20 protein-coding genes are annotated in these 20,562 nt (G+C 70.1%); 9 read left to right on the plus strand and 11 right to left on the minus strand.

Annotated elements, in window-relative coordinates; translation table 11 throughout:
- Positions 1 to 103: 103 nt before the first annotated feature.
- The 3 genes from ALI22I_RS33145 (at position 104) to ALI22I_RS33155 (ending at position 3,831) form a co-directional block, all read left to right on the plus strand.
- A complete protein-coding gene (locus ALI22I_RS33145; protein WP_238598710.1) occupies positions 104 to 910 on the plus strand; it encodes a class I SAM-dependent methyltransferase in 807 nt (268 codons plus the stop codon).
- A 47-nt stretch (positions 911 to 957) separates the two neighbouring features.
- The gene (locus ALI22I_RS33150) at positions 958 to 2,334 is read left to right on the plus strand and encodes a neutral zinc metallopeptidase (protein ID WP_077009510.1); all 1,377 of its coding nucleotides are present in this window, start codon (positions 958 to 960) and stop codon (positions 2,332 to 2,334) included.
- A 63-nt stretch (positions 2,335 to 2,397) separates the two neighbouring features.
- Positions 2,398 to 3,831: a neutral zinc metallopeptidase gene (locus ALI22I_RS33155; protein ID WP_077009511.1), complete on the plus strand. Its 1,434-nt coding sequence runs from the start codon at positions 2,398 to 2,400 to the stop codon at positions 3,829 to 3,831.
- Between the two features lie 341 nt (positions 3,832 to 4,172).
- On the opposite strand, the gene ALI22I_RS33160 is transcribed toward ALI22I_RS33155, so the two are convergent.
- The 3 genes from ALI22I_RS33160 to ALI22I_RS33170 all read right to left on the minus strand — a co-directional run bounded on the left by ALI22I_RS33160 (position 4,173) and on the right by ALI22I_RS33170 (position 6,431).
- On the minus strand, positions 4,173 to 5,156 hold the full coding sequence (locus tag ALI22I_RS33160; RefSeq protein WP_077010105.1) for a tetratricopeptide repeat protein: 984 nt from the start codon (positions 5,154 to 5,156) through the stop codon (positions 4,173 to 4,175).
- A 42-nt stretch (positions 5,157 to 5,198) separates the two neighbouring features.
- Positions 5,199 to 6,044 (minus strand): SCO6745 family protein, encoded by an 846-nt coding sequence (locus ALI22I_RS33165; RefSeq protein ID WP_077009512.1) that lies wholly within the window; start codon positions 6,042 to 6,044, stop codon positions 5,199 to 5,201.
- A gap of 87 nt (positions 6,045 to 6,131) precedes the next feature.
- A complete protein-coding gene (locus tag ALI22I_RS33170; protein WP_077009513.1) occupies positions 6,132 to 6,431 on the minus strand; it encodes an MTH1187 family thiamine-binding protein in 300 nt (99 codons plus the stop codon).
- A gap of 43 nt (positions 6,432 to 6,474) precedes the next feature.
- Here ALI22I_RS33170 and ALI22I_RS33175 point away from each other — a divergent pair, with 43 nt between their 5' ends.
- Positions 6,475 to 6,978 (plus strand): MarR family winged helix-turn-helix transcriptional regulator, encoded by a 504-nt coding sequence (locus ALI22I_RS33175; RefSeq protein WP_077009514.1) that lies wholly within the window; start codon positions 6,475 to 6,477, stop codon positions 6,976 to 6,978.
- Between the two features lie 42 nt (positions 6,979 to 7,020).
- Positions 7,021 to 8,052, plus strand: a complete 1,032-nt coding sequence (locus tag ALI22I_RS33180; protein ID WP_202971131.1) for a phosphotransferase — start codon at positions 7,021 to 7,023, stop codon at positions 8,050 to 8,052.
- Here the strand turns inward: ALI22I_RS33180 and ALI22I_RS33185 are convergent.
- The 4 genes from ALI22I_RS33185 to ALI22I_RS33200 form a co-directional block, all read right to left on the minus strand.
- Positions 8,034 to 8,372: a DUF3817 domain-containing protein gene (locus ALI22I_RS33185; RefSeq protein WP_077009515.1), complete on the minus strand. Its 339-nt coding sequence runs from the start codon at positions 8,370 to 8,372 to the stop codon at positions 8,034 to 8,036. The two genes, ALI22I_RS33180 and ALI22I_RS33185, sit on opposite strands and share 19 nt — an antisense overlap.
- 284 nt (positions 8,373 to 8,656) lie before the next feature.
- Complete coding sequence (locus tag ALI22I_RS33190; protein WP_077009516.1) at positions 8,657 to 9,700, minus strand: ABC transporter permease; 1,044 nt, start codon at positions 9,698 to 9,700, stop codon at positions 8,657 to 8,659.
- Positions 9,697 to 10,611 (minus strand): ABC transporter ATP-binding protein, encoded by a 915-nt coding sequence (locus ALI22I_RS33195; RefSeq protein WP_077009517.1) that lies wholly within the window; start codon positions 10,609 to 10,611, stop codon positions 9,697 to 9,699. Before ALI22I_RS33195 ends, ALI22I_RS33190 begins: the two co-directional genes overlap by 4 nt.
- Before the next feature lie 118 nt (positions 10,612 to 10,729).
- A complete protein-coding gene (locus ALI22I_RS33200; protein ID WP_077009518.1) occupies positions 10,730 to 13,057 on the minus strand; it encodes a GH92 family glycosyl hydrolase in 2,328 nt (775 codons plus the stop codon).
- Positions 13,058 to 13,223: 166 nt separating this feature from the next.
- On the opposite strand from ALI22I_RS33200, the gene ALI22I_RS33205 reads away from it, so the two are divergent.
- Positions 13,224 to 14,207 (plus strand): LacI family DNA-binding transcriptional regulator, encoded by a 984-nt coding sequence (locus ALI22I_RS33205; protein WP_077010107.1) that lies wholly within the window; start codon positions 13,224 to 13,226, stop codon positions 14,205 to 14,207.
- The gene (locus ALI22I_RS33210; RefSeq protein WP_077009519.1) at positions 14,204 to 15,211 is read left to right on the plus strand and encodes a class I mannose-6-phosphate isomerase; all 1,008 of its coding nucleotides are present in this window, start codon (positions 14,204 to 14,206) and stop codon (positions 15,209 to 15,211) included. Before ALI22I_RS33205 ends, ALI22I_RS33210 begins: the two co-directional genes overlap by 4 nt.
- A 68-nt stretch (positions 15,212 to 15,279) precedes the next feature.
- Here ALI22I_RS33210 and ALI22I_RS33215 read toward each other — a convergent pair whose 3' ends face one another.
- Both ALI22I_RS33215 and ALI22I_RS33220 read right to left on the minus strand, forming a co-directional pair.
- Positions 15,280 to 16,101 carry an NmrA family NAD(P)-binding protein gene (locus ALI22I_RS33215; protein ID WP_077010108.1) on the minus strand — a complete coding sequence of 274 codons (822 nt, stop codon included), beginning with the start codon at positions 16,099 to 16,101 and terminating at the stop codon, positions 15,280 to 15,282.
- Entirely contained in the window at positions 16,094 to 16,531 is a 438-nt protein-coding gene (locus ALI22I_RS33220; RefSeq protein ID WP_077009520.1) for a nuclear transport factor 2 family protein, read from the minus strand. Before ALI22I_RS33220 ends, ALI22I_RS33215 begins: the two co-directional genes overlap by 8 nt.
- Positions 16,532 to 16,622: 91 nt before the next feature.
- On the opposite strand from ALI22I_RS33220, the gene ALI22I_RS33225 reads away from it, so the two are divergent.
- On the plus strand, positions 16,623 to 17,210 hold the full coding sequence (locus ALI22I_RS33225) for a TetR/AcrR family transcriptional regulator (RefSeq protein WP_077009521.1): 588 nt from the start codon (positions 16,623 to 16,625) through the stop codon (positions 17,208 to 17,210).
- A 12-nt stretch (positions 17,211 to 17,222) separates the two neighbouring features.
- Here the strand turns inward: ALI22I_RS33225 and ALI22I_RS33230 are convergent, their stop codons facing one another.
- Positions 17,223 to 18,221 carry a hypothetical protein gene (locus tag ALI22I_RS33230; protein WP_238598711.1) on the minus strand — a complete coding sequence of 333 codons (999 nt, stop codon included), beginning with the start codon at positions 18,219 to 18,221 and terminating at the stop codon, positions 17,223 to 17,225.
- A gap of 130 nt (positions 18,222 to 18,351) precedes the next feature.
- Between ALI22I_RS33230 and ALI22I_RS33235 the strand changes: the two genes are divergently transcribed.
- Positions 18,352 to 19,893, plus strand: coding sequence for an alpha/beta hydrolase (locus ALI22I_RS33235; RefSeq protein WP_077009523.1), 1,542 nt, complete (start codon positions 18,352 to 18,354; stop codon positions 19,891 to 19,893).
- 4 nt (positions 19,894 to 19,897) lie between these two features.
- Here the strand turns inward: ALI22I_RS33235 and ALI22I_RS33240 are convergent, their stop codons facing one another.
- Complete coding sequence (locus ALI22I_RS33240; RefSeq protein ID WP_077009524.1) at positions 19,898 to 20,551, minus strand: response regulator; 654 nt, start codon at positions 20,549 to 20,551, stop codon at positions 19,898 to 19,900.
- Positions 20,552 to 20,562 lie beyond the last annotated feature (11 nt).

The following is a 20,562-nucleotide window of genomic DNA, read 5'->3' on the forward strand; positions in this document are numbered from 1 at the left end:
CCCTGCCGCCGACCTCCACAGCACGATGAGGCTCGCCCGACAGATCCACAACGTTCCTGACGATGGTGTCGTGGCGGTGGGCCAGGCGTGCGATCCTCGGCCGGTGACACAAGAGGTGTGGGCGGTTGGTGCGGCGTACGAGGCGTATGTCGGGCGTTGGAGCCTGCCTGTGGCGGACCTGTTCCTCCGCTGGCTGCAGGTGCCGGCGCGGCGGCGTTGGCTGGACGTGGGCTGCGGCACCGGGGCGTTGGCGACCACCGTGCTCGGGGCCGCGGAGCCTGCCGAGGTCGTCGGGGTCGACCCGTCCGAGGGGTTCCTGAACACCGCCTCGGCCCGCATCACCGACCCGCGTGCGGCCTTCCACCTCGGTGACGCCCGCTCCCTGCCCCTGCCCGACCACCGGTTCGACGCCGTGGTCAGCGGCCTGGCGCTCAACTTCGTGCCCGACCCGGCACGGGCCGTGGCCGAGTTCGCCAGGGTCGCCGCGCCCGGCGGTGTCGTCGCCGCCTACGTCTGGGACTACGCCGAGGGCATGGCGATGACGCGGTACTTCTGGGACGTCGCCACCGACCTCGACCCCGCCGCGACCGACCTCGACGAGGGCCGGCGCTTCCCGCTGTGCCGGCCGGAACCCCTGCGGGCGCTGTGGACCGATGCGGGCCTGGACGCGGTGGAGGTCCGGCTGCTGGAGGTACCGACGGTGTTCGCCGACTTCGACGACTACTGGCGGCCGTTCCTCGGCGGCCAAGGCCCGGCGCCCCGCTACACCGCGTCCCTGCCCGAGGACCGCCGCCGCGCCCTGCGCGACCTGCTGCGCACCCGCCTGCCCACCCGCGCCGACGGCTCCATCCCGCTCACCGCCCGGGCCTGGGCCGTGCGGGGCACCACCAGCCGGAACTTTCCGGGCTAGGCGTCAAGCACCCCACCGTAGGGGTTCGCAGCAGGCACAATGAACGAATGCGGCTCGCATCGGCTCGATTGGTCCTGCTGGCGACAGTGCTGGTCACGATGACCGCGTGCACCCAGCTGGTGCCGGGCAAACCACTGGCGGGCGAGGCCGTCACCAAGGGCACCGTGGACCCGGGGTTCATCCGGGGCACCGACGGCGGCCCCATCGACCAGCTCGCGGCCACCGCCATCACCGATATCGACAAGTTCTGGGAGGAAGCGTTCCCGGACGCGTTCGACAAGCCGTGGCAGCAGCTGGAAGGCGGCATCTACTCGGTGGACACCGCCGACCCGTCGGCCAAGCCGCCGCCGTGCACCGAGAAGGCCAGTGACGTCGAGGGCAACGCCTTCTACTGCCCCAGCGCCGACGCCATCGCCTGGGACCGCGCCGCGCTGCTGCCCGTCCTCAAGGACCGCTTCGGCGACGCCGCCGTGGTGATCGTGCTGGCCCACGAGATGGGCCACGCCGTGCAGAACCGGATGGGCATCACCCCGGAGGCCGAGCGGCGCAACCCGGAGCGGTTCCCCACGATCCTCACCGAGGCGATGGCCGACTGCTTCGCGGGCACGTTCATCAAGTGGGTGAACGACGGCAAGTCCGAGCACCTGGACATCGGCTCCGACACGCTGGACGCGGCGCTCGGCGCACTGATCACGTTCCGCGACCCGGTCGGCACCTCGCAGACCGACCGGTCCGCGCACGGCAACGCGTTCGACCGGGTGTCCGCGTTCCAGGACGGCTACCAGCAGGGCGCCGAGTTCTGCGGGGCCATGTCGGTGGAGAACCGGGTCTTCACCCAGCAGGCGTTCACCTCCGCCGCCGACCGCGACCGGGGCGGCAACCTGCCGTTCGACGAGATGCTGGAGAACATCACCCCCGACCTGAACCTCTACTACAAGACCATCGTCACGCAGTCGGGCCGGACGTGGACCGATCCGAAGGCCACGCCGACCCAGCAGGAGCCGGACTGCTCCGGCGACCAGGGGCCGGTGGCGTACTGCCCGGCGGACAAGTCGGTGGAGTTCGAGGTCGAGAAGGACCTGCCCGAGCTGCACGCCGAGATCGGCGACTACGCCACGGGTCTGCTGCTGGCCAGCCGTTACGGCTTGGCCGCGATGGCGGTCGTGGGCGCCGACGTCAAGGGTGAGGGCGCGGCGACCAGCGCGTTGTGCCTGGCCGGCTCGTACACGCGGGAGGTCTTCACGCGGCAGGAGGGCTTCGGGCTCTCCCCCGGTGACCTGGACGAAGCCGTCCAGGTGCTGCTCGCCTACGACTACGCGGCACGGGACGCGACCGGGTCGGCGGCGCTCGAACCCGGGTTCAAGCGGGTCGAGGTGTTCCGCGGCGGCGTTCTGGAGGGCATCAAAGCCTGCGGTTTGGCCTAGCCGCGCCGGCCGGCCAAGTAGGGTTCGGACTTGGATCGGCACGACTGGGGATGGGGCTTGGGCATGGCTCGACGAGCATGGGTGGCCGCGACGCTCGTCGCCGCGATGGCGTTGACCGCGTGCACCCAGACCGTAAGCGGGTCGGGTCGGTCGGAGCGGCCGGACGTCACCAAGGTGGCCGGGTTGGACATCACCACCGGGGAGAGCGGCGCGAAGCCCGGTGTCCCGGACGCCGACCTCCAGGTGGAGAACGGTGACGGCGGCGAGATGGACCGGCTGGCGATCAACACGCTGGCCGACGTCGAGGAGTACTGGGCCGAGCAGCTGCCCGCGCGGTTCGGCAAGGAGTTCGAGCCGGTGAAGCGGTTGGTGTCCTACGACTCCAACGGCGCGGGCGTGGACATCTGCCGCACGAACACCGCTGGTGTGGCGAACGCGTTCTACTGCTCCCTGGACGACTCGATCGCTTGGGACCGCGGCGAGTTGCTGCCGATGCTGGACGACGCGTTCGGGCCGATGTCGGTGGTGACGGTGCTGGCGCACGAGATGGGTCACGCGATCCAGTACAAGCTCGGCGCCGAGGGCGGGGTCACCCAGGCCACGCCGTCGATCATCAAGGAGCAGCAGGCCGACTGCTACGCGGGCAACTTCTTCCGGTGGGTGGCCGAGGGGAAGGCCAAGCACTTCCGGATCTCGACCGGGCCCGGGTTGAACCAGGTGCTGGCGACGATGTTCTTCATCCGGGACGCGGCGGGCACGTCGGCCGAGAAGCAGGGCGCGCACGGCAGCGCGTTCGACCGGGTGGCGGCGTTCCAGTTCGGGTTCGCCGGTGACCCCAAGCGGTGCGCGCAGATCGACGAGGCGGAGATCAAGTCCCGGATCACGCAGCAGAAGTTCGATTCGCAGGAGAAGGACACCGGGCTGGGCAAGGGCAACCTGAAGGTGGACGACCCCGCGTCGCTGGAGGCGCTGGAGGAGTCGTTGCGGGACGCCTACAAGCAGTCCGGCGCGACTCCGCCGTCGTTGTCGACCACCGAGTCGCCTTGTCAGGACGTCTCCGAGACCTCGCCCGCGTCGTACTGCCCGTCGACCAACTCGATCTCCATCGACCTGGTCGACCTGGTGAAGATCGGCACGCCGCCCAAGCGCGGGCAGAAGGGCGGGATCGGCGACTTCGCCGCTTTCGCCGAGATCGCTTCGCGGTTCGCGCTGTCGATCCAGAAGGCGACCGGGTACGGGCTGGAAGGGCCGGCGGCCGGGTTGCGCACGGCTTGCCTGACCGGGTCGTGGGCCGGGGCGACGAACCAGAGCAGCGCGCGGCTGCGACTGTCGTCCGGCGACCTGGACGAGGCGGTGGCCGAGTTGCTGGCCGACAAGAGCCTGATCGCGGCGGACGTGAACGGGACCACCGTGCCGTCCGGGTTCGCCCGGGTGGAGGCGTTCCGGGACGGCTTCTACCAGGGCTCGGGCCTGTGCACCCGCAAGTACGCCGGCTGATCTCGCCCTGAACGCTCCCCGTGGCGCTTTCGCGGTGGCGCTTGCGCAGCCGCACTTACGCAGCCGCACCGGCGCAGTGGCACCGGCGCAGTGGCACCGGCGCAGTGGCACTTCGCAGCGGAGAGCTCTCGCAGTGAAGTTATCCACCAACCGCGACCGGGCGCACCGGTTATCCACAGCCGACGCCCGACCCGCCCGTGAATGTCGGTCCGCTGCGGCAGGATTAAAAACAGGGGTCCCCCTGGGCGGAGGACCCCTGCGCAGCGATTCGGTACGTGGGTCGATGTCTGAACCCGGTCTCTGGACCGGGTGTCTGGACTCGGTGGGTCTCTAAGTGCTGGTCAGAAGAGGGCGCTGGCGAGGTTGCGGCGGGCCTTGGCGACCCGGTCGTCCTCGGGCGGGAACAGTTCGAACAGGCTCACCAGGTGTTCGCGGACCTTGTCGCGGTCGTCGCCGTACACCCGGCGGACCGTGTCGACCAGGCGCTTGAACGCCTGCTCGACGTCGTTCGTCGCCAACTCCAGGTCGGCCGCGGCGAGTTGGGCGTCGAGGTCGTCGGGATTGGTGTCAGCCTTGGTGATGGCGTCCGCCGGCACGGCCTCGGCGCGCGCGGTGAAGCGGACCTGGGCCAGGGCTGCCTTCGCCTCGGCGTTGGCCGGCTCTGCCGCCAGGATGGCCTCGTACGCGGCCTCGGCGGCGGCGAAGTCGCCCACCTCGAAGGCTTCCTCGGCGGCCGTGAAGCGCGGGTCCTCGGGCTCGGCCAAGGGCTCGGCGCCGGGGGGCGCGGCGAGGTTCGCCTCCGCGGCCTTGATGCCGGGCAGGCGGTCGCGGAGGGCGTCCAGCAGGCGGTTGATCCACTGGTCGAGTTCGGCGTCCGGCAGTGGTCCGGCGAAGGCGTCGATGGGCTGGCCGCCGGCGATCGCGACGACGGTCGGCACCGACTGCACGCCGAACACCTGGCCGATGCGCGGACTGGCGTCCAGGTCGACTCTGGCCAGCAGCCAGGTGCCGCCGCCCGCCCTGGCGGCGCGTTCGAGCACGGGTGAGAGCTGGCCTGCCTCGGGGCTCCACGACGCGGTCAGCTCGACGACGACCGGTACTTCCATCGAGCGCTCGACCACCGACTGGAACGTCGCCTCGGTGACGTCCAGCACCCACGGGCTCGGACCGGCGTCCGAACCTCCGGCCCCGCCACCGGACGGCGGGGGTGTGGTGGTGGCGCGCTGCCTCGCGGCGTCGGCCCGGGCCTTCAGCGCGCCGAGGTCGACCGCCCCGGACAGCGCGGCGGACAGTGCGGCGTTCTTGCGGGGGTCTGGCCTTGTCACGCCTTCCATCCTGACACGAGACGGACCGTGAGCCGCGCGCGGCTAGCCGGGGAGTTGCGCGACCGGGTCGATACCCATCGGGTTGGTCCGCATGGCGTCGTTCAGGTGCCCCAGGCGGCGGGCGATCGGGGTCATCAGGTCCACGAACCGCGCCGTGCCCGCGTCACCCAGGACCTGCCACGGACTGGTGGCGGTCTCGTCGGTTCGCCGTTCGACGTCCTCGCGCAGCGCCCGACCGGCCGGGGTGAGGCCGCCGTCGAACAGGCCGCGGTCGGTGAGCGTCGCTTCGGCATCCCGCCACTCGTCCTCCGACCAACCGCGCGCGGCACGCATGTACGCCGGTTCGAGGCCCTTGTCCGCGCTGAACAGCACCAACGTCTCGCACGGGCTCAGGTCGGCGGCCACCAACGCGGCGATGTGGCCGTCACCGCGCGATTCGCGCAACGTCGTGCACGCCTGCCACAACGCCAGGTGCGGCTCGTCGGGCACGGGCAGGGCGCGGTTCGCCGCGGCCAGCACCCGCCCCGGCAACGGCGCCGCCTCGGCCGCCTGCCCGGCCAGTTCGGCGGCTTCGGCGACGTCCAGGCTCTCCAGCATCCGGCGCAGCGCGCGGTCGACGCCCTCCAGGCGTGCGTCCAGGAACCTGGTGGGGCCGGCCACCTCCCACGCGTCGGGCAGCGCGCGGGACACCATGCGCGGGTGGAAGCTGAAGAAGGCGGCGGTCACGATCTCCGGCGGCACCGCGCCCAGCGGTGCCGCGCGCTGGGCGAAGTAGCCCATCCAGCCGCCCTTGCAGCCCAACTCGTCGGTGACCGCTCGCGACTCCGGCGAGAAGTACGTGACGTCGTGGTAGGTCTCGAAGCGCAACCACAGGTCTCTCGGCGTCATGCCCAACAACTTAATTGGACGCCCCGAACCCGAACCCGCTCCGCTCGCCGCTCGACGCCGCTCGACGCGCACGTACTGGAGCGTGACCTAGTCGCCGGCGAGGTGCTGTTCGACGCGCTCGACCTTGGCCGTGAGCTGGCCCGTGTAGCCGGGCCGGATGTCCGCCTTGAGCACCAGGCTGACCCGCGGCGCGGTGGCCTGCACGACCTCCGTCGCTTTCTTCACCACCGCCATCACCTCGTCCCACTCGCCCTCGACCAGGGTGAACATGGCGTTGGTCTCGTTGGGCAAGCCGGACTCGCGGACGACCCGCACGGCTTCCGCGACGGCCGCGGCCACCCCGTCGGACTCCCCGCCGAGCGGGCTGACACTGAACGCGACGAGCACTGCTGCCTCCTGCTGGACGGGTACTCACTGGTAGCTTCGGCGCATGACGTCCCAGCCGCTGCCGTTCGACCCCATCGCGCGCGCCGCCGAGCTGTGGGAGAAGCGGATCGGACCGTCGACGGCGATGGCGGCGGTCACGAGCGTCATGCGAGTACAGCAGATCATCCAGTCCGCCGTGGACGCCGCCCTCAAACCGCACGGGCTGACGTTCGCGCGGTTCGAGGCGCTGGTGCTGTTGACGTTCGCCCGCACGGGCAGCCTGCCGATGCGGGTCATGGGCGAACGCCTCCAGCTGCACCCGACCAGCGTCACGAACATCGTGGACCGGTTGGAAGCCGACGGGCTCGTGCGCCGCAACCCGCACCCCACCGACCGGCGCACCACGTTGGTGGAGATCACCGAGGCCGGGCACGCCCGGCGTGAGGCCGCCACGGAAGCCGTGACGAGCGTCGAGTTCGGGTTGCGCGGGTTGACCGACCGGCAGACCGAGCAGCTGACCGACCTGCTGGCGAAGGTCCGGCGCGCGGTCGGCGACTTCGAGGACTGAATTCGTTCGACAGCGGTCCGGTGGTTTCGTCACGCTGCACGCGTGCGGGAGATCAGGGCTCTGGTGACGGTCGGCGGCCGGTACGTGGGCGAGACCGAGCCGTTCACGGTGGACAGCCCGTGGTGGAACGACGTCGAGCCGGTGACCGGGCACCTGGACCGGGTGCTGGGCGTGACGACGAGCGTGTTGCGACTGGTCGGCACCACTGCCCCGGCTATGCGTGACGGCGTGGTGACGTACCAGGTGGAGGCCGACCGGGTGCCGGACGGCTTGTCGATCACCGAGCAGCACGAGTTCCCGGACCACCCGCTGCGGCTGCCGTGGGCGCGTCCGGGTGGGCCGGCCGCGTTGGTGGAGTGGGCGCGGCGGCACGTCGACGTGACCGGTCCGGCCGTGCAGGTGAAGACGTGGAACCTGTCGTGCCTGTACCGGTTGCCGACCGCGGGTGGGACGGTGTGGGCCAAGGCCACGCCGCCGTTCATGGCGGACGAGGCCGCGGTGATCAGGCTGGTGGCGTCGGTCGACCCGTCCTTGGCTCCCGTGCTGATCGCGTCGGAACCCGGTCGGGTTCTGCTCGCGGAGGCGTCCGGGGTGGACTGCTGGCGGCCGAGCGACGAGGTGATCTCGCGGATCGTGCCGCGGTGGGTGGCGGTGCAGGCGGCGTTGGCGGGTGAGCCGCGGTTGCGGGTGCGCGGGGTGCGGGTGCCCGACTTCGGGTTGCCGGACACCTTGCTGCACGGCGACTTCCACCCGGGCAACTGGCGTTCCGGTGGGGTCGTGCTCGACTGGGGTGACGCGCACTGGGGCCACCCGGCGTTGGACGCCGGGCGGTTGATCGGGTTCGTGGCACCGGAGTTCCGCCCGGCGATCGAACGGGCGTGGGTGGAGGCGTGGCTGAGCCACTACCCGTCGAGCGATCCGCTGAGCGCGCTGCGGCACGCCCGCCCGGCGTCACACCTCGTGGGTGCGTTGGTGTACCAGGAGTTCCTGGACAACATCGAGCCGAGCGAACGCGTCTACCACCTCGGTGACCCGGAGGCGGAGTTGGAGCGCGCTCAGTCCTTGGCGGTCTGAACCTCGCCCTGAACCTCACCCTGGACCTCGTCCAGCCGCCCGGTCCGGTTCGCCCAGCGCTCGAACACCACCGTGCCGAACGGCGGGATGCTCGCGACCAAGCCGAGGATCAGCGTCCGCCGGTCCCAGCGCTGCGCCAGCATCAACGTCACCAGGACGTACCCTACGAAGATCACACCGTGCACCGGCCCGAAGATCTTCACGCCGATCTCGTTCTCGACCACGACGTACTTGAAGAACATCCCGATCAACAGACCGGCCCACGACACCGCCTCGGCCAAGGCGAACACCCGAAACCGACCAACAGCGCTGCTGAACATGCCCCCATTGTGGCCAGTGACCCCCCTCACCCCCCTTCCGGCCTCCCCCACCCGCGTGTCCAACACTCAGAACACGCGTGTCCAACCTTGAGAACGCGCGTGTCCAACACTCAGAACGCGCGAGTTGAGCGCTCAGAACGCACGACCTCCACGTTCGGCGACATCCGCGCGAACCTGAGTGTTCAACTCGGGTGTTCTGAACGTTGGACACGCGCGTTCTGGAGGTTGGACACGCGCGACTTGAACGTTGGACACGCGCGTTCTGGAGGTTGGACACGCGGGGTTCAGTCTTCCCAGCGGAAGACTCGGGCGGCGATGAAGCCGATGGTCAGGGTGAAGGCGATCAGGACGGCGGAGGGGAGCAGGAGGGCTTCGATGCCCTTGCCGCGTACCAGGACGTCCAGCATGCCGTCGTTCATGTGGCGCAACGGGAAGGCGTTGGAGACGGCCTGCAGCCAGGCGGGGGCGTTCTCCACGGGGAAGAACGTGCCGGACAGGAACGCCATCGGCATGATGATGAGGTTCGCCGCGCCGGACGCCGCCTCCTCGGTCTTGCAGAACGCCCCGACCAGCATCCCGATCGCGAAGAACGCCATGGTGCCGAGCACCAGCAGAGGCAGCGCGAGGTACCACTGGCCGGTCAGTTGCAGGCCGAACAGCGGGAGCATGGCGACGGCTACGAACACGATGCCCTGAGCCACTGCGGTGCCCACGCTCACCAGCACACGGGAGGTGAGCACGGTCGTCGTGCTGACCGGAGCCAGCCGGATGCGCCGCAGCACCTGCTTCTTCCGCCACGACACCATGGTCAGCGCCGACCCGAACACACCCGAGATCGAGATCGCCCACGACAGGATGCCCGGCGTCAGGTACTGGATCGGCTTGAGCGACGCGTCCTCCACCGAAGTGGCCTCCACCGTGAACCGCGGCGGCACGCCGGCCGCCGTGAGGTTCATCTTGTCGACCACACCGGACACGATCCCGATCACGGTGCCCGCCGCGACCTGGTCGCTGGCCGCGAACACCACCTCGACCTGATCGCCGTCCACCACCACGACAGCCGGCAGGTCGCCGTCGTTCACCTTCTGCCGCGCGGTGGCCGAGTCGCCGTACTTCTCCAGCTCCAACGCGCCGGTCTGCTCCAACGCCGACAGCACCGGCCCGTCACCGACCGTCCCGATCTTCGTCTTGTCACTGCCCGGGTCGCTGAACAGCAGCCCGAACACGACCAGGAACATCAACGGGAACAGGAAGACGAAGAACAACGTCATCCTGTCCCGCAGGAACCCCTTGATCATGGCTGTCGACAAGCTCCGGAACGCGGTCATGCGCGGTACTCCCGTCCGGTCAGATCCAGGAACACGTCCTCCAACGTGGCCGTGCGCACCTGGAGCCCGTCCAAGGTGCCGCGTTCGGCGAGCGCCGACAGGACCGGCGCGGGCTTGCGGGTGGAGATGGTCAACGAGACCTCGTCCTCCTGGGCGTCCTCGACCCCGGTGATGCCACGGGCCGCCTCACGCGTCAGCAGACCCTTCTGGAGCACCACGTGCGTGGGCGCGTCGAGACCGCGGACCAACGTCGCGGGCGCGTCCATGGCGAGGATGCGCCCCCGGTCCATGATCGCCACCCGGTCGCACAGGATCTCGGCCTCGTCCAGGTAGTGCGTGGTGTAGACGATGGTCTTGCCCCTGGCCTGGATGGCGCGCAACACGTCCCACAGGTTGCGGCGGGCCTGCGGGTCCAGCGCGGCGGTCGGCTCGTCCAGGAACACGATGTCCGGGTCGTGCACCAGCGCGCACGCGATCGACAGCCGCTGCCGCTGCCCGCCGGACAGCTTGTTCTCCTGCACGTCCGCCTTGTCCAACAGGCCGACGAGCTCCAGCATCTCGTCGGCTCTCTGTCTGCTCACGCCGTAGAGCGACCCGAATGTCTGGAGCTGTTCACGCGCCGTCAACTTCTCGAAGAAGCTCGATGCCTGGAGTTGGACGCCGATCCTCGGCAGCAGCTTCGGGTTGCGCGGCCACGGGTTCTCGCCGAGCAGCGTGACCTGGCCGGTGTCCGCCTTGCGCAGGCCTTCGACGATCTCCAGCGTGGTCGTCTTGCCTGCGCCGTTCGGCCCCAGGATGCCGAAGAACTCCCCTTCGGCCACGGTGAACGAGACGCCGTCCACCGCTTTCAGCTCGCCGTAGCTCTTTCGGATGTCCGCAGCCACAACGGCCGGAATGCGTGCCCCAGTCATAGCGGCACGCTATTACGGCGTGCGGCCCGACTGCGGTGCTTTCGTCGTTCGACTACCAAAGTAGATCGAGGATTGCGACTTTCGGTCGATCGGGTGGTAGCTGTGCGCGTGCCTCCGATTACGAGACGTACTCACCTGTGCACAGTGAGGCCGGCGCCGACGCCGAACCGGTAGCCCACGTCGCCTTGGACGGGTCCGTCGTCAGGCGGTAGTCGAGGTGCGCGCCGTGCCGGAGTTGTTGGTAGTCCAGGTAGGCCTTGTCACGTGACACGGTGCCGAGGCGGAGCGACTGCACGTACTGGAGCTTGGTCGAGTCCGCGCCGGCGGCGGTGATGGTGATGTCACGCCCGTTCTCCAGGTGGACCACCGCCCGGCTGAACCTCGGCGCGTTCAGCACGAACTGCCCGGTGCCCGGCGTCACCGGGTACAGGCCGAGCGCGCTGAACACGTACCAGGCCGACATCTGCCCCAGGTCGTCGTTGCCGGTCACGCCGTTCGGCGCGTCCACGAACAACGTCTGCGCCGCACGCACCACCGCCGACGTCTTCCACGGCTGCCCCACCAGCGCGTACATCCACGGCACGTGCAGGTCCGGCTCGTTGTTCGGGTTGTAGCGGTACTGGTTGTAGTAGTTGTACGGCCCGACGACCCACTTCTCCCGGACCGTCCTGGCCGGGTCCGCGACCAGGTCCGGGTAGGCGAAGAAGTCGTCCAGCCGGGCGAGGGACGCGTCCTTGCCGCCCTGCCGCTGCACCAGTCCGGCCACGTCCTGCTGCGCCAGCCACTGGTACTGCCACGCCGTGCCCTCGTGGAACCCGTCCTGGCCCTGCGGCGTGAACGGGGTCAGCCACGCGCCGTTGCCCAGCTTGGGCCGGGGGAAGCCGGTGAAACCGCGGTCCGACACCGTGCCGTCCCACAGCACCCGGTAGTTCAGCCCACGTCCGCGCAGTACCGACGCGTCGTCCTCGTGGCCCAGCGCGTCAGCCATGATCGACAGCGAGCAGTCCGCCAACGCGTACTCCATCGTCGCCGACGCGCCGTGGTGCGGATCGACGTCCTGCCCCTTCTTGGGGAAGTCCTTGTCGTACTGCACGAAACCGTTCGCCAGGTACGACGTGTTGCCGACCCGTCCCTCGAACGGCGACGACGCCGGCGGCACGGAGGTGGCGTTCTGCCACAACGCGCGGTAAGCCTGCTCCGCCAACCCCTCCAGAGCGCCGAACCGCCACAGGTCCACCAGGAACGGGGTGACCGGGTCGCCGGTCATGGTGTTGGTCTCCTGGTTGGCGTACGCCCACCGGGGCAGCCAGCCGCCCTGCTCGTGGATCGCCAGCACGGACCGCGCGATGTCCTTCGCCCGCCCCGGCCGCAGCAGCGCCAGCAACTGGTTCTGCGCCCGGTAGGTGTCCCAGAGCGAGAAGTACTCGTAGTACGTCCAGCCGTCGGCCCGGTGCACCTGGTTGTCGAACCCGCGGTACCGGCCGTCCACGTCATTGCCCGTCAACGGCTGCAACAGCACGTGGTAGAGCGCGGTGTAGAAGACGGTGCGGTCGGCCGCGTTCGCCGTCTCGATCTCGATGCTCGACAACTCCTCGCGCCACGCCGCCTGAGCCGCCGCACGGAGAGTGTCGAACGACTTGCCCTTGGCCTCGCCGAGGTTCTTCGTCGCGCCTTCGGCGTCCACGTGCGAGATCGCGGTGGCCGCGGTGACCGGGCCGCCGTCGAACGTCACCCACTGGCCGCGCAGCCCCGCGCCACCGTCCGCACCGCCCCAGTTGCCGGTCGTCTTGAACGGCTGGTCGAACGTGGTGGTGAAGTACGTCGTATACGGCTTGCCGCCGCAGAACGCCTGCGACACCACGGTCCCGGCCAACGTCCGGTCGTCCACCACCCGGATGCCGCTGGCGAACACCGGCTCCTTGTCGTTCGCCTGGCCCACGTTCACCAGCACGTGCGGCGTCACACCGTCCGGGAACGTGAACCGCTCCACGCCGGAACGGGTCGTCGCCGTCGACTCCGCGGTGATGCCGGACGCCAGGCCGACGCGGTAGTAGCCGGGCTTGCCGACCTCGCCGTCGTGCGTGTACCCGACGCCGTAGGAGCGGTGGTCGAAGCTGCCCGGCAGGCCCGTGGTCGGCAGGATCGACACCAACCCGCCCTGTTCCCAGCAGCCCGCGCCGGACAGGAAGAAGTGCCCGAACCCGCGGATCACCGGGTCGTCGTAGCGGTAACCGGCGTAGTGCGAGCCGATCGGGCTGGAGTGCGCCATGCCGAACGGCATCGACGCGCCCGGGAACGTGTTCCCGTCGTCCTTGGTGCCGATGAACGTGTTCACCGACTCGACGGGATCGAACTGCTCGGGCTGGGCCGTTGCCGTCACGGGACTCACCATAACCGCCACCACCAGGGACGCCAGGATCATGCGGCGCACTAACCGTAATCGCATACTTGCGGAGAGTGCGGGGGTGGTGTCAACCCCGAGGCCGATGGTTGTCCGTTTTGAGACAGTTCGAGTCGTTGACATACGTGGGGTCGGGGTGTGTGATTCGGCCACTATGACAACGTTGTCCCCGAACGGCGCGGCAGGCGCCCGCAAGGTGCGGCGGGCCACGATGAACGACGTGGCGCGGCTGGCGGGCGTCAGCATCAAGACCGTCTCACGCGTGGTGAACGACGAGGCCGGTGTGCACCCGACGACGGCCGAACGGGTGCTCGCGGCAATAGACCAGCTCGGCTTCCGGCGCAACCTCAGCGCCCGCAACCTGCGACGCGGCTCGTCCACCGGCACCATCGGCCTGGTGCTGGAGGACGTCGGCAACCCGTTCTACTCGGGCGTGACGCGCGCGGTCGAGGAGATCGCGCGGCTGCGCGGGCGGCTGGTCATCACCGGATCGTCCGATGAGGACCCGGTGCGGGAACGTGAGCTGTCGCTGGAGTTCTGCTCACGGCGGGTGGACGGGCTGCTGATCGTGCCCGCCGGGTTGCAGCACGGGTACCTGATGCCGGAGATGCGCGCGGGCACGCCGGTGGTGTTCCTGGACCGGCCGGCCGGTGACGCCGTGGCGGACACCGTGCTGGTGGACAACATCGGCGGCACCGTCGAGGCGGTGGCGCACCTGGCGTCGTTCGGACATCGGCGGATCGCGTTCCTCGGTGACGCGCCGGACATCTTCACCGCCAACGAACGCCTCCGCGGCTACCGCGAGGGCTGCGCGCGGACCGGCATCGGCTACCACGAGTCGCTGGTGGTCATGGGGCCGCACGACGAGGAGTCGGTGCGCAAGGCGTTGCAGGGCCTGCAGAACTCCGCCGACCCGGCCACCGCGGTGGTGACCGGGAACAACCGGATCACCGTGCACGCGGTCCGGGCGTTGGCGGGTTCTTCCGTGCGGCCCGCTTTAGTGGGCTTCGACGACTTCGAGTTGGCCGACCTGCTGTCGCCGCCGGTGACCGTGATCGCGCACGACGCGAGCGCGCTCGGCAAGGCCGCGGCCGACCTGCTCTTCGCCCGACTGGACGGCGACGGCTCCCCACCCCGCCGCGTCGTCCTGCCGGTTCGTTTGGTGGCCCGCGGATCAGGAGAGGTACGACCATGACCGACACCGAACCCATCACGCTGGAGGCGAACCAGCCGCGGCAGTTCTACCGGGGCGGGGCGGCTATCGCGGCGTTCCGGACCCAGGACGAGGCCGATCGGGGACCGGAGGACTGGGTCGCGTCGACCACCACGCAGTTCGGCAAGGACGAGGCCGGGTTGACCCGGCTGCCGGACGGGCGGTGGTTGCGTGACGCGGTGGCGGCGGACCCGGTGTCGTGGTTGGGCGAGGAGCACGCGGCGGAGTTCGGCGGGGACACCGCGTTGCTGGTGAAGCTGCTCGACGCGGGGCAGCGGTTGCCGGTGCACTGCCACCCGTCCGACGCGTTCGCGTCCGCGCACCTGGCGTGCCGGCACGGGAAGACCGAGGCGTGGATCGTGATCGGCACGTCGGGGCCGGCCCCGACGGTCTACATCGGGTTCCGCGAGGACGTGCCCGCCGCCGTCGTCGCCGCGTGGGTGTCCACTCAGGACTCGGCGGCGATGCTGGGCGCGTTGAACCCGGTGAAGGTCTCACCCGGTGACACGGTGTTCGTGCCCGCCGGCGTGCCGCACGCGATCGGGGAGGGCGTGTTCATCGTCGAACTCCAGCAGCCGACCGATTTCTCCGTCACGTTGGAGTGGCGGGGTTTTCTGGCCGACGCCGAGGCCGGGCACCTGGGTCTGGGCTACGACAAGGCGTTGGACTGCGTGGAGCGCCGCGCCCAGTCGGCCGACGACCTGGTGCGGCGGACGCGGGCGTTGACCGGTGAGTCGGTGAACCTGTTCGACGCGCAGGCCGACCCGTTCTTCCGCGCCGACCGGCTGCACGTGTCCGGCACGGCGGCGTTGGAGCCCTCGTTCGGCGTGTTCGTGGTGCTGGAAGGCGCCGGCACGCTCGGTCCCGTCGCGGTGCACCGGGGCAGCACGGTGGTCGTGCCGCACGCGGCGGGTGAGGTCGTGGTGACCGGCGACGTCGTCGCCATCCGGTGCAGGCCGCCATCGGTGTCGAGCCTCAGGAGCTGAGACATGCCGTTACCGCTGCTGGACGCACGAGAGTTGGTGAAGCACTACGACCCGGCCACCGGGTGCGGTCACCGGACCTCCGCCTCGGCGAACTCCCGGAAACTACGGGCCGGGCGGCCGGTGACGCGTTCGACGGTGTCGGTGACCCGGTCTTCCGACCCCGCGCCGATGTCGGTGTCGAGCGCGGCCAGCACCTCGGCGTAAGCCGCAGACATTCCGCGTTCGGTGAGGTGCCGCGCCAGTTCGGCCGCCGTGACGGCCCGGTGGCGCACCGGCCTGCCGATCCGCCGCGCGACGATCGCGGCGGCTTCGCTGTAGCTCAGCGCCTCGGGACCGGTCAGGACGTGCTCGGTGTTGTGCGACACCTCGTCGACCAGCGCGTGCCCGGCGACGGCGGCGATGTCCGTCGCGTCGACGAACGCCACCCGGCCCTCGCCCGTCGCGGTGACGATCTCACCGGCGCGCACGTCCGCCGCGAGGGAGTGCTCCCCGGTGAAGTTCTGCATGAACCACGACGGCCGCAGGACCGCCCACTCGGGCGTGGTGGCGCGGACCAGGCGGTGCACCGCGCCCAGTCCCGGCGCGCCCTCCGGCACCGCGGACGAGCTGAGCTGCACGACCCGCCGGACGCCCTGGCGGGCGGCCTCCGCCAGGAACGGCTCCACCCACGGCACGGGATCGGGCTCCGCGACCGGCGCGACGAGGTAGACCGCCGACACCCCGTGCAACGCGGGCGCATGGGTCTCCCGGTCCGCCCAGTCGAACCGCACGTGCCCGGCGGCCGTCGGCGTGCGGGTGGCCACTCGGGTCACAACACCGCGCCGGGTCAGGAAAGCGGCGACTCGCGAACCGGTCGTGCCGGTCGCGCCGAGAACCAGGACGTCAGGCATGCGCACCACCGGAGAACGCGGCGTTCAGGTCGTCCGAGCCGCCCATCGCCTCGGCCGCGGCCAGCGGGTTCCAGTAGTCGCGGTAGTGCCGGACCTCGCCGTCCCGCACGGTGACGACGGCGATGTAGCGCAGCCGGTACGGCCGCCCGGTGGCGACCACGACTCCGGCGGCCTCGAACTCGACGATCACCACTTCGGGGTCCACGGTCCGGTGCACGACCCGGTCGGCGATCTCCCGCACGTCGAGCAGGTCCGGGTAGCCGCGCACGTACTCGTGGATCGCCGTACGGCCTTCGACCCGCTGCGGATAGCCGGGCGGCGCGAACGGGAACTCGATCACCCCTGTCTCCGCCCACAGCCCGGCGAAGGCCGCCATGTCCTTGGCGAGCAGGAGTTCCAGAGCGTGGTCGACCACTTCGCTGGCGTTCACAAGGACTACTCCTCAGGTTGGACGATACGGTCCCGTCCCGTCCAAACGTACACGGGACGGGTCCGTATCGTCCAATCGCTAAGATCCGGGGATGAGCCCCCGCACGCCCACCGGCGCAGCCGTGCTGCAACCCGGCGTCACCCAGGCCATCACCGAAGCCGTGCTCGACGAGTTGGCCGAGCACGGCTACGCCCGGCTGTCGATGGAAGCCGTCGCGAAACGGGCGGGAGTCGGCAAGAGCGCGCTCTACCGCCGTTGGCCGTCCAAGCAGGAGATGGCGATCTCGGTGATCTCCGAGTTCAGCGTGGCGCGGACCCCGGCCGCGGACACCGGCTCACTGCGGGGCGACCTGCGCGAGACGGTGGACGCGCTCATGGCCTGGCTGACCCACCCCCGCTTCTCGCGGATCCTGCCCGACCTGGTGGCCGAGATGGGCCGCAACCCGGAGCTGGGCGACATCGTGAAGACCATGATCGGCGAGCCTCGGCGGGAGCGCGCCGCGGCGGTGTTCCAGCGCGCGGTCGAACGCGGCGAACTGCGTGCGGACACCGACCTGGAGATCGCGCTGGACCTGTTCGCCGCGGCGATCTACTGGCGGCTCACCGTGCGCGCCGCCGAGGCGGAACCGGACTACGTCGACAAACTCACCGACACGATCCTGCGGGGGATCGGTGCCTGAACGGCGGCGGACCTAGAGGTACTTGTTCGCCAGCTCGGAATACTCTTTCTCCAGGTCATCGGCCAGATAAGCGACATACGCCCACGGCACCTCGTGCACGTGGTCGCGCATGCCGAGCAGGTGGCGTTTCGCGCGGGGCGCGTCGTCGGCCAGGGCGAAAGCAGCCGCGAACAGGTTGTGCGCTTGCAGGGCGCGGGGATGGGGCTTGGTGGGGGTGGAGTCCCACTTGTCCGCCGCCGTGGCGATCTCGTCGCGGTTCCGGCTGAAGTAGCGCATCTTCAGCGTCGCGATCTTCAACGCCGAACGCGACTGCACGGCATCCTCGAACTGCTCCAGGAAGATCTCGAAATGCGCCAACGGCAGCATCGCCACCACCGGGTCGCCGGGCGGTGCGGCGTCGACGCTGCCCTGGGCGAACGCCATCATCTCCTCGGCCGACCCACCCCACTTGGTGGCCAGGATCTGCAACCGGGTCCAGTGCGCCGGGTACAGCGTCGCGCACCGCGCCACGATCTCCCGCCACACCTCGTCCTTCTGGTCCCGGTCCACCTGCAAGCCGAGCCCCGCCGTCTGCAACTGCGCCCACGGCACCGCGTCCCGCGGCAGGAGCTTCGCGGCCTCGTGGAGGGGGCCGACGGCCTTGCGGAGGGTGCCGAAGAAGACCTTGAACCGGTCCTTGCCGACGCTGTCCGCCCGCCCCGAACCGCGGATCGCCCACGCCTCCCGGATGAACGCCGTGCCGGCCAGCAGCCACAGGTCGGGGTCGGTGTTGTTCTTCGCCAGCTCCAGCAGCTCGTCGGCGTGGCCGATGGCGTGCTCGCCCAGCACCTCGACCCGCAGCGCCCGCAACTCGGGCTGGTCACGGCACTCCGCGAGCACCGTCGTCGCCGCCCTCAGGTGGCCCGCGTCCATCTCCTCCGCCGCGATGTCCAGGATCGCGTCGTCGTAGGTGTGGTCCCGCACCACCTCGCGGGCGACCGCGGCAGGCCGCTTCCTCCGGAAAATCCCCACTCCAGCGACCTTACTTTCCTCCGAGCCCGAGTGGCTTAAGTCTTTCGTAGAGCCGAACAGGGCCGTTCTGCGGTTGCCCACCAGCCTACGGGCGCGGTCGAGTAGAGGCCTCGACCGGAGGGGGACATCCATGCGAGTAAGACTCGCCTCAGCCGTATCCGCTGCCCTGCTCGCCGCCGCGTTACCGACGTACGCGCAGGCCGAGCCGGAGCCACGGCTGAACCACACCATCACGGCCCAGACCATCACCTGGTCGGCATGCGCCGACATCCCGTACCCCGACCTGGAGTGCGGCACGTTCCAGGCGCCGTTCGACTGGCGCAAGCCGGACGACGGCCGCACCGTCACCATCGCGGTGAGCCGGCTCAAGTCGAAGGACGGCGTGGCCAAGAAGGGCTCCGCGCTGACCAACCCGGGCGGGCCGGGCGGTCCCGGCCGGACGTTGCCGCTGATCTACACCGGTCGCGCCAAGCTGGTCGACACCATGGAGATCATCGGCATCGACCCGCGCGGCACGGGCGCGAGCACGAACGTCACCTGCGGCGGGTTCTACTGGTCCTCCATCACCGACCCGCGCGACCGCAGTCGGGCCAACACCGAACTGCTCTACGACGCCGCCGAGCTCCAGGCCACCGCCTGCCAGACCCGCTCCGGCGAGCTCGGTCGCGTGGTGAACACCGAGCAGACCGTCCGCGACCTGGACCTGCTGCGCGGGCTGCTGGGCCGGGAGAAGATCAGCTGGATCGGCTACTCGGGCGGCTCCTGGATGGGGGCCTACTACGCCACCTACTTCCCGAACCGGGTGGACAAGTTCGTGCTCGACTCGAACACCGACTTCACCAGCACGTTCCAGGACATCTTCGACAACTTCGGCTACGGCTTCGAACGCCGGTTCCGCACCGACTTCCTGCCGTGGGCGGCCAAGTACGACAGCGTCTACCACCTGGGCACGACCGGTGAGCAGGTCCGGCAGGTCTACGAGACGACCCGCGCCAAGTTGGCTGCCAACCCGCTGACGCTGCCGGACGGGAGCGTGGTCGACGGCGTCCGCCTGGACTTCGTGCTGATCCAGGCGCAGTACAGCAAGCTGCTGTTCCAGGACGCGGCGGACTCGCTCGCCTGGCTCACCCAGGCGGTGGACTCCGGCGTCACGGCACTGGCGCAGCCACCGCAAGCCCTGACCCAGTACCCGGACGCGCAGAGCGCCACGCTGTACGCCGTCACGTGCAACGACACGAAGTTCAAGCACAACCGCGCCACGCTGGCCGCCGAGGCGGAACGGCTGGGCCGGCAGTACCCGCTGGTCGGCTACTACCAGACCCTCGCGCCGTGCGCGTTCTGGAACCGGCCGCCGCTGGAGCTGAAGAAGCCGACCGGCAAGGGCGTGCCGCCGATCCTCATGGTCCAGTCGGTGCGCGACCCGGCCACGCCGCTGGAAGGCGCCCAGCGCGCCCACCGCAACTTCGAGGGCTCACGGCTGCTCACCGTGAACGACGAGGGCGACCACGGCGTCTACGGCTTCGGCAACCCGTGCGTGGACGACATCGTGGAAGCGTTCATCGTGGACGGGAAGGTACCGCCGCGTGACCTGACCTGCCCGGGTATGCCACTACCGGACCCGACCGCGCCCGCCGCCGCGACCACTCCGATGCTGGTCGGTTGGCCGCTGTAACGGGCTAGATCCCGGACCCACCGTTCTGCCGCCTGCGGGCGGCGTAGACACCGGCCTCGGTCCGCCGGTCGAAACCCAGCTTGTGCAGCAGCGAGGAGACGTAGTTCTTGACCGTCTTCTCGGCCAGGTACAGCCGGTTCGCGATCTGCCGGTTGGTCAGGCCCTCGGCGATCAGGTCGAGGATCCGCCGCTCCTGCGGGCTCAACGCCGCGTAGCGCGGGTCCTCGACCGGTCCGCCGCGCAGCCGTTGCAGCACGGTCGCGGTGACGCCGGAGTGCAGCAGCGACCCGCCCGCGGCCAGCGTGCGGATCGCGGACACCAGGTCGTTGCCGGAGACCTGCTTGAGCATGTACCCGGCCGCGCCCGCCATGATCGCGCCGAACAGCGCCTCGTCGTCCGAGTACGAGGTCAGCATCAGGCACGCGGGCGGCGGCTGGACCGTCGAACGGATCTCCCGGCACACCGTGACGCCGTCGCCGTCCGGCAGCCGCACGTCGATGACGGCCACGTCGGGCCGGTGGAACGCGGCGGCGGACACGGCCGCGACCGCGCTCTCCGCCTCACCGACCACGTCGATGTCGGACTCCACCGCCAGCAGCTGTTGCAGACCACGCCGCACGATCTCGTGGTCGTCGACGAGCAACACCGAAATGGACATGGCCCTCCCCT

Source organism: Saccharothrix sp. ALI-22-I, from assembly GCF_001984175.1.
Lineage (GTDB): Bacteria > Actinomycetota > Actinomycetes > Mycobacteriales > Pseudonocardiaceae > Actinosynnema.

What these genes read in the sequence shown, in the direction of transcription:
- ALI22I_RS33150 (WP_077009510.1), top strand. Translation starts at nt 958, where the DNA reads ATGCGGCTCGCATCGGCTCGATTGGTCCTGCTGGCGACAGTGCTGGTC.
- ALI22I_RS33155 (WP_077009511.1), top strand. Translation starts at nt 2,398, where the DNA reads ATGGCTCGACGAGCATGGGTGGCCGCGACGCTCGTCGCCGCGATGGCG.
- ALI22I_RS33165 (WP_077009512.1), bottom strand. Translation starts at nt 6,044, where the DNA reads ATGACGCCGAGAGACCTGTGGTTGCGCTTCGAGACCTACCACGACGTC.
- ALI22I_RS33175 (WP_077009514.1), top strand. Translation starts at nt 6,475, where the DNA reads ATGACGTCCCAGCCGCTGCCGTTCGACCCCATCGCGCGCGCCGCCGAG.
- ALI22I_RS33185 (WP_077009515.1), bottom strand. Translation starts at nt 8,372, where the DNA reads ATGTTCAGCAGCGCTGTTGGTCGGTTTCGGGTGTTCGCCTTGGCCGAG.
- ALI22I_RS33190 (WP_077009516.1), bottom strand. Translation starts at nt 9,700, where the DNA reads ATGACCGCGTTCCGGAGCTTGTCGACAGCCATGATCAAGGGGTTCCTG.
- ALI22I_RS33195 (WP_077009517.1), bottom strand. Translation starts at nt 10,611, where the DNA reads ATGACTGGGGCACGCATTCCGGCCGTTGTGGCTGCGGACATCCGAAAG.
- ALI22I_RS33200 (WP_077009518.1), bottom strand. Translation starts at nt 13,057, where the DNA reads ATGCGATTACGGTTAGTGCGCCGCATGATCCTGGCGTCCCTGGTGGTG.
- ALI22I_RS33205 (WP_077010107.1), top strand. Translation starts at nt 13,224, where the DNA reads ATGAACGACGTGGCGCGGCTGGCGGGCGTCAGCATCAAGACCGTCTCA.
- ALI22I_RS33210 (WP_077009519.1), top strand. Translation starts at nt 14,204, where the DNA reads ATGACCGACACCGAACCCATCACGCTGGAGGCGAACCAGCCGCGGCAG.
- ALI22I_RS33215 (WP_077010108.1), bottom strand. Translation starts at nt 16,101, where the DNA reads ATGCCTGACGTCCTGGTTCTCGGCGCGACCGGCACGACCGGTTCGCGA.
- ALI22I_RS33225 (WP_077009521.1), top strand. Translation starts at nt 16,623, where the DNA reads ATGAGCCCCCGCACGCCCACCGGCGCAGCCGTGCTGCAACCCGGCGTC.
- ALI22I_RS33235 (WP_077009523.1), top strand. Translation starts at nt 18,352, where the DNA reads ATGCGAGTAAGACTCGCCTCAGCCGTATCCGCTGCCCTGCTCGCCGCC.
- ALI22I_RS33240 (WP_077009524.1), bottom strand. Translation starts at nt 20,551, where the DNA reads ATGTCCATTTCGGTGTTGCTCGTCGACGACCACGAGATCGTGCGGCGT.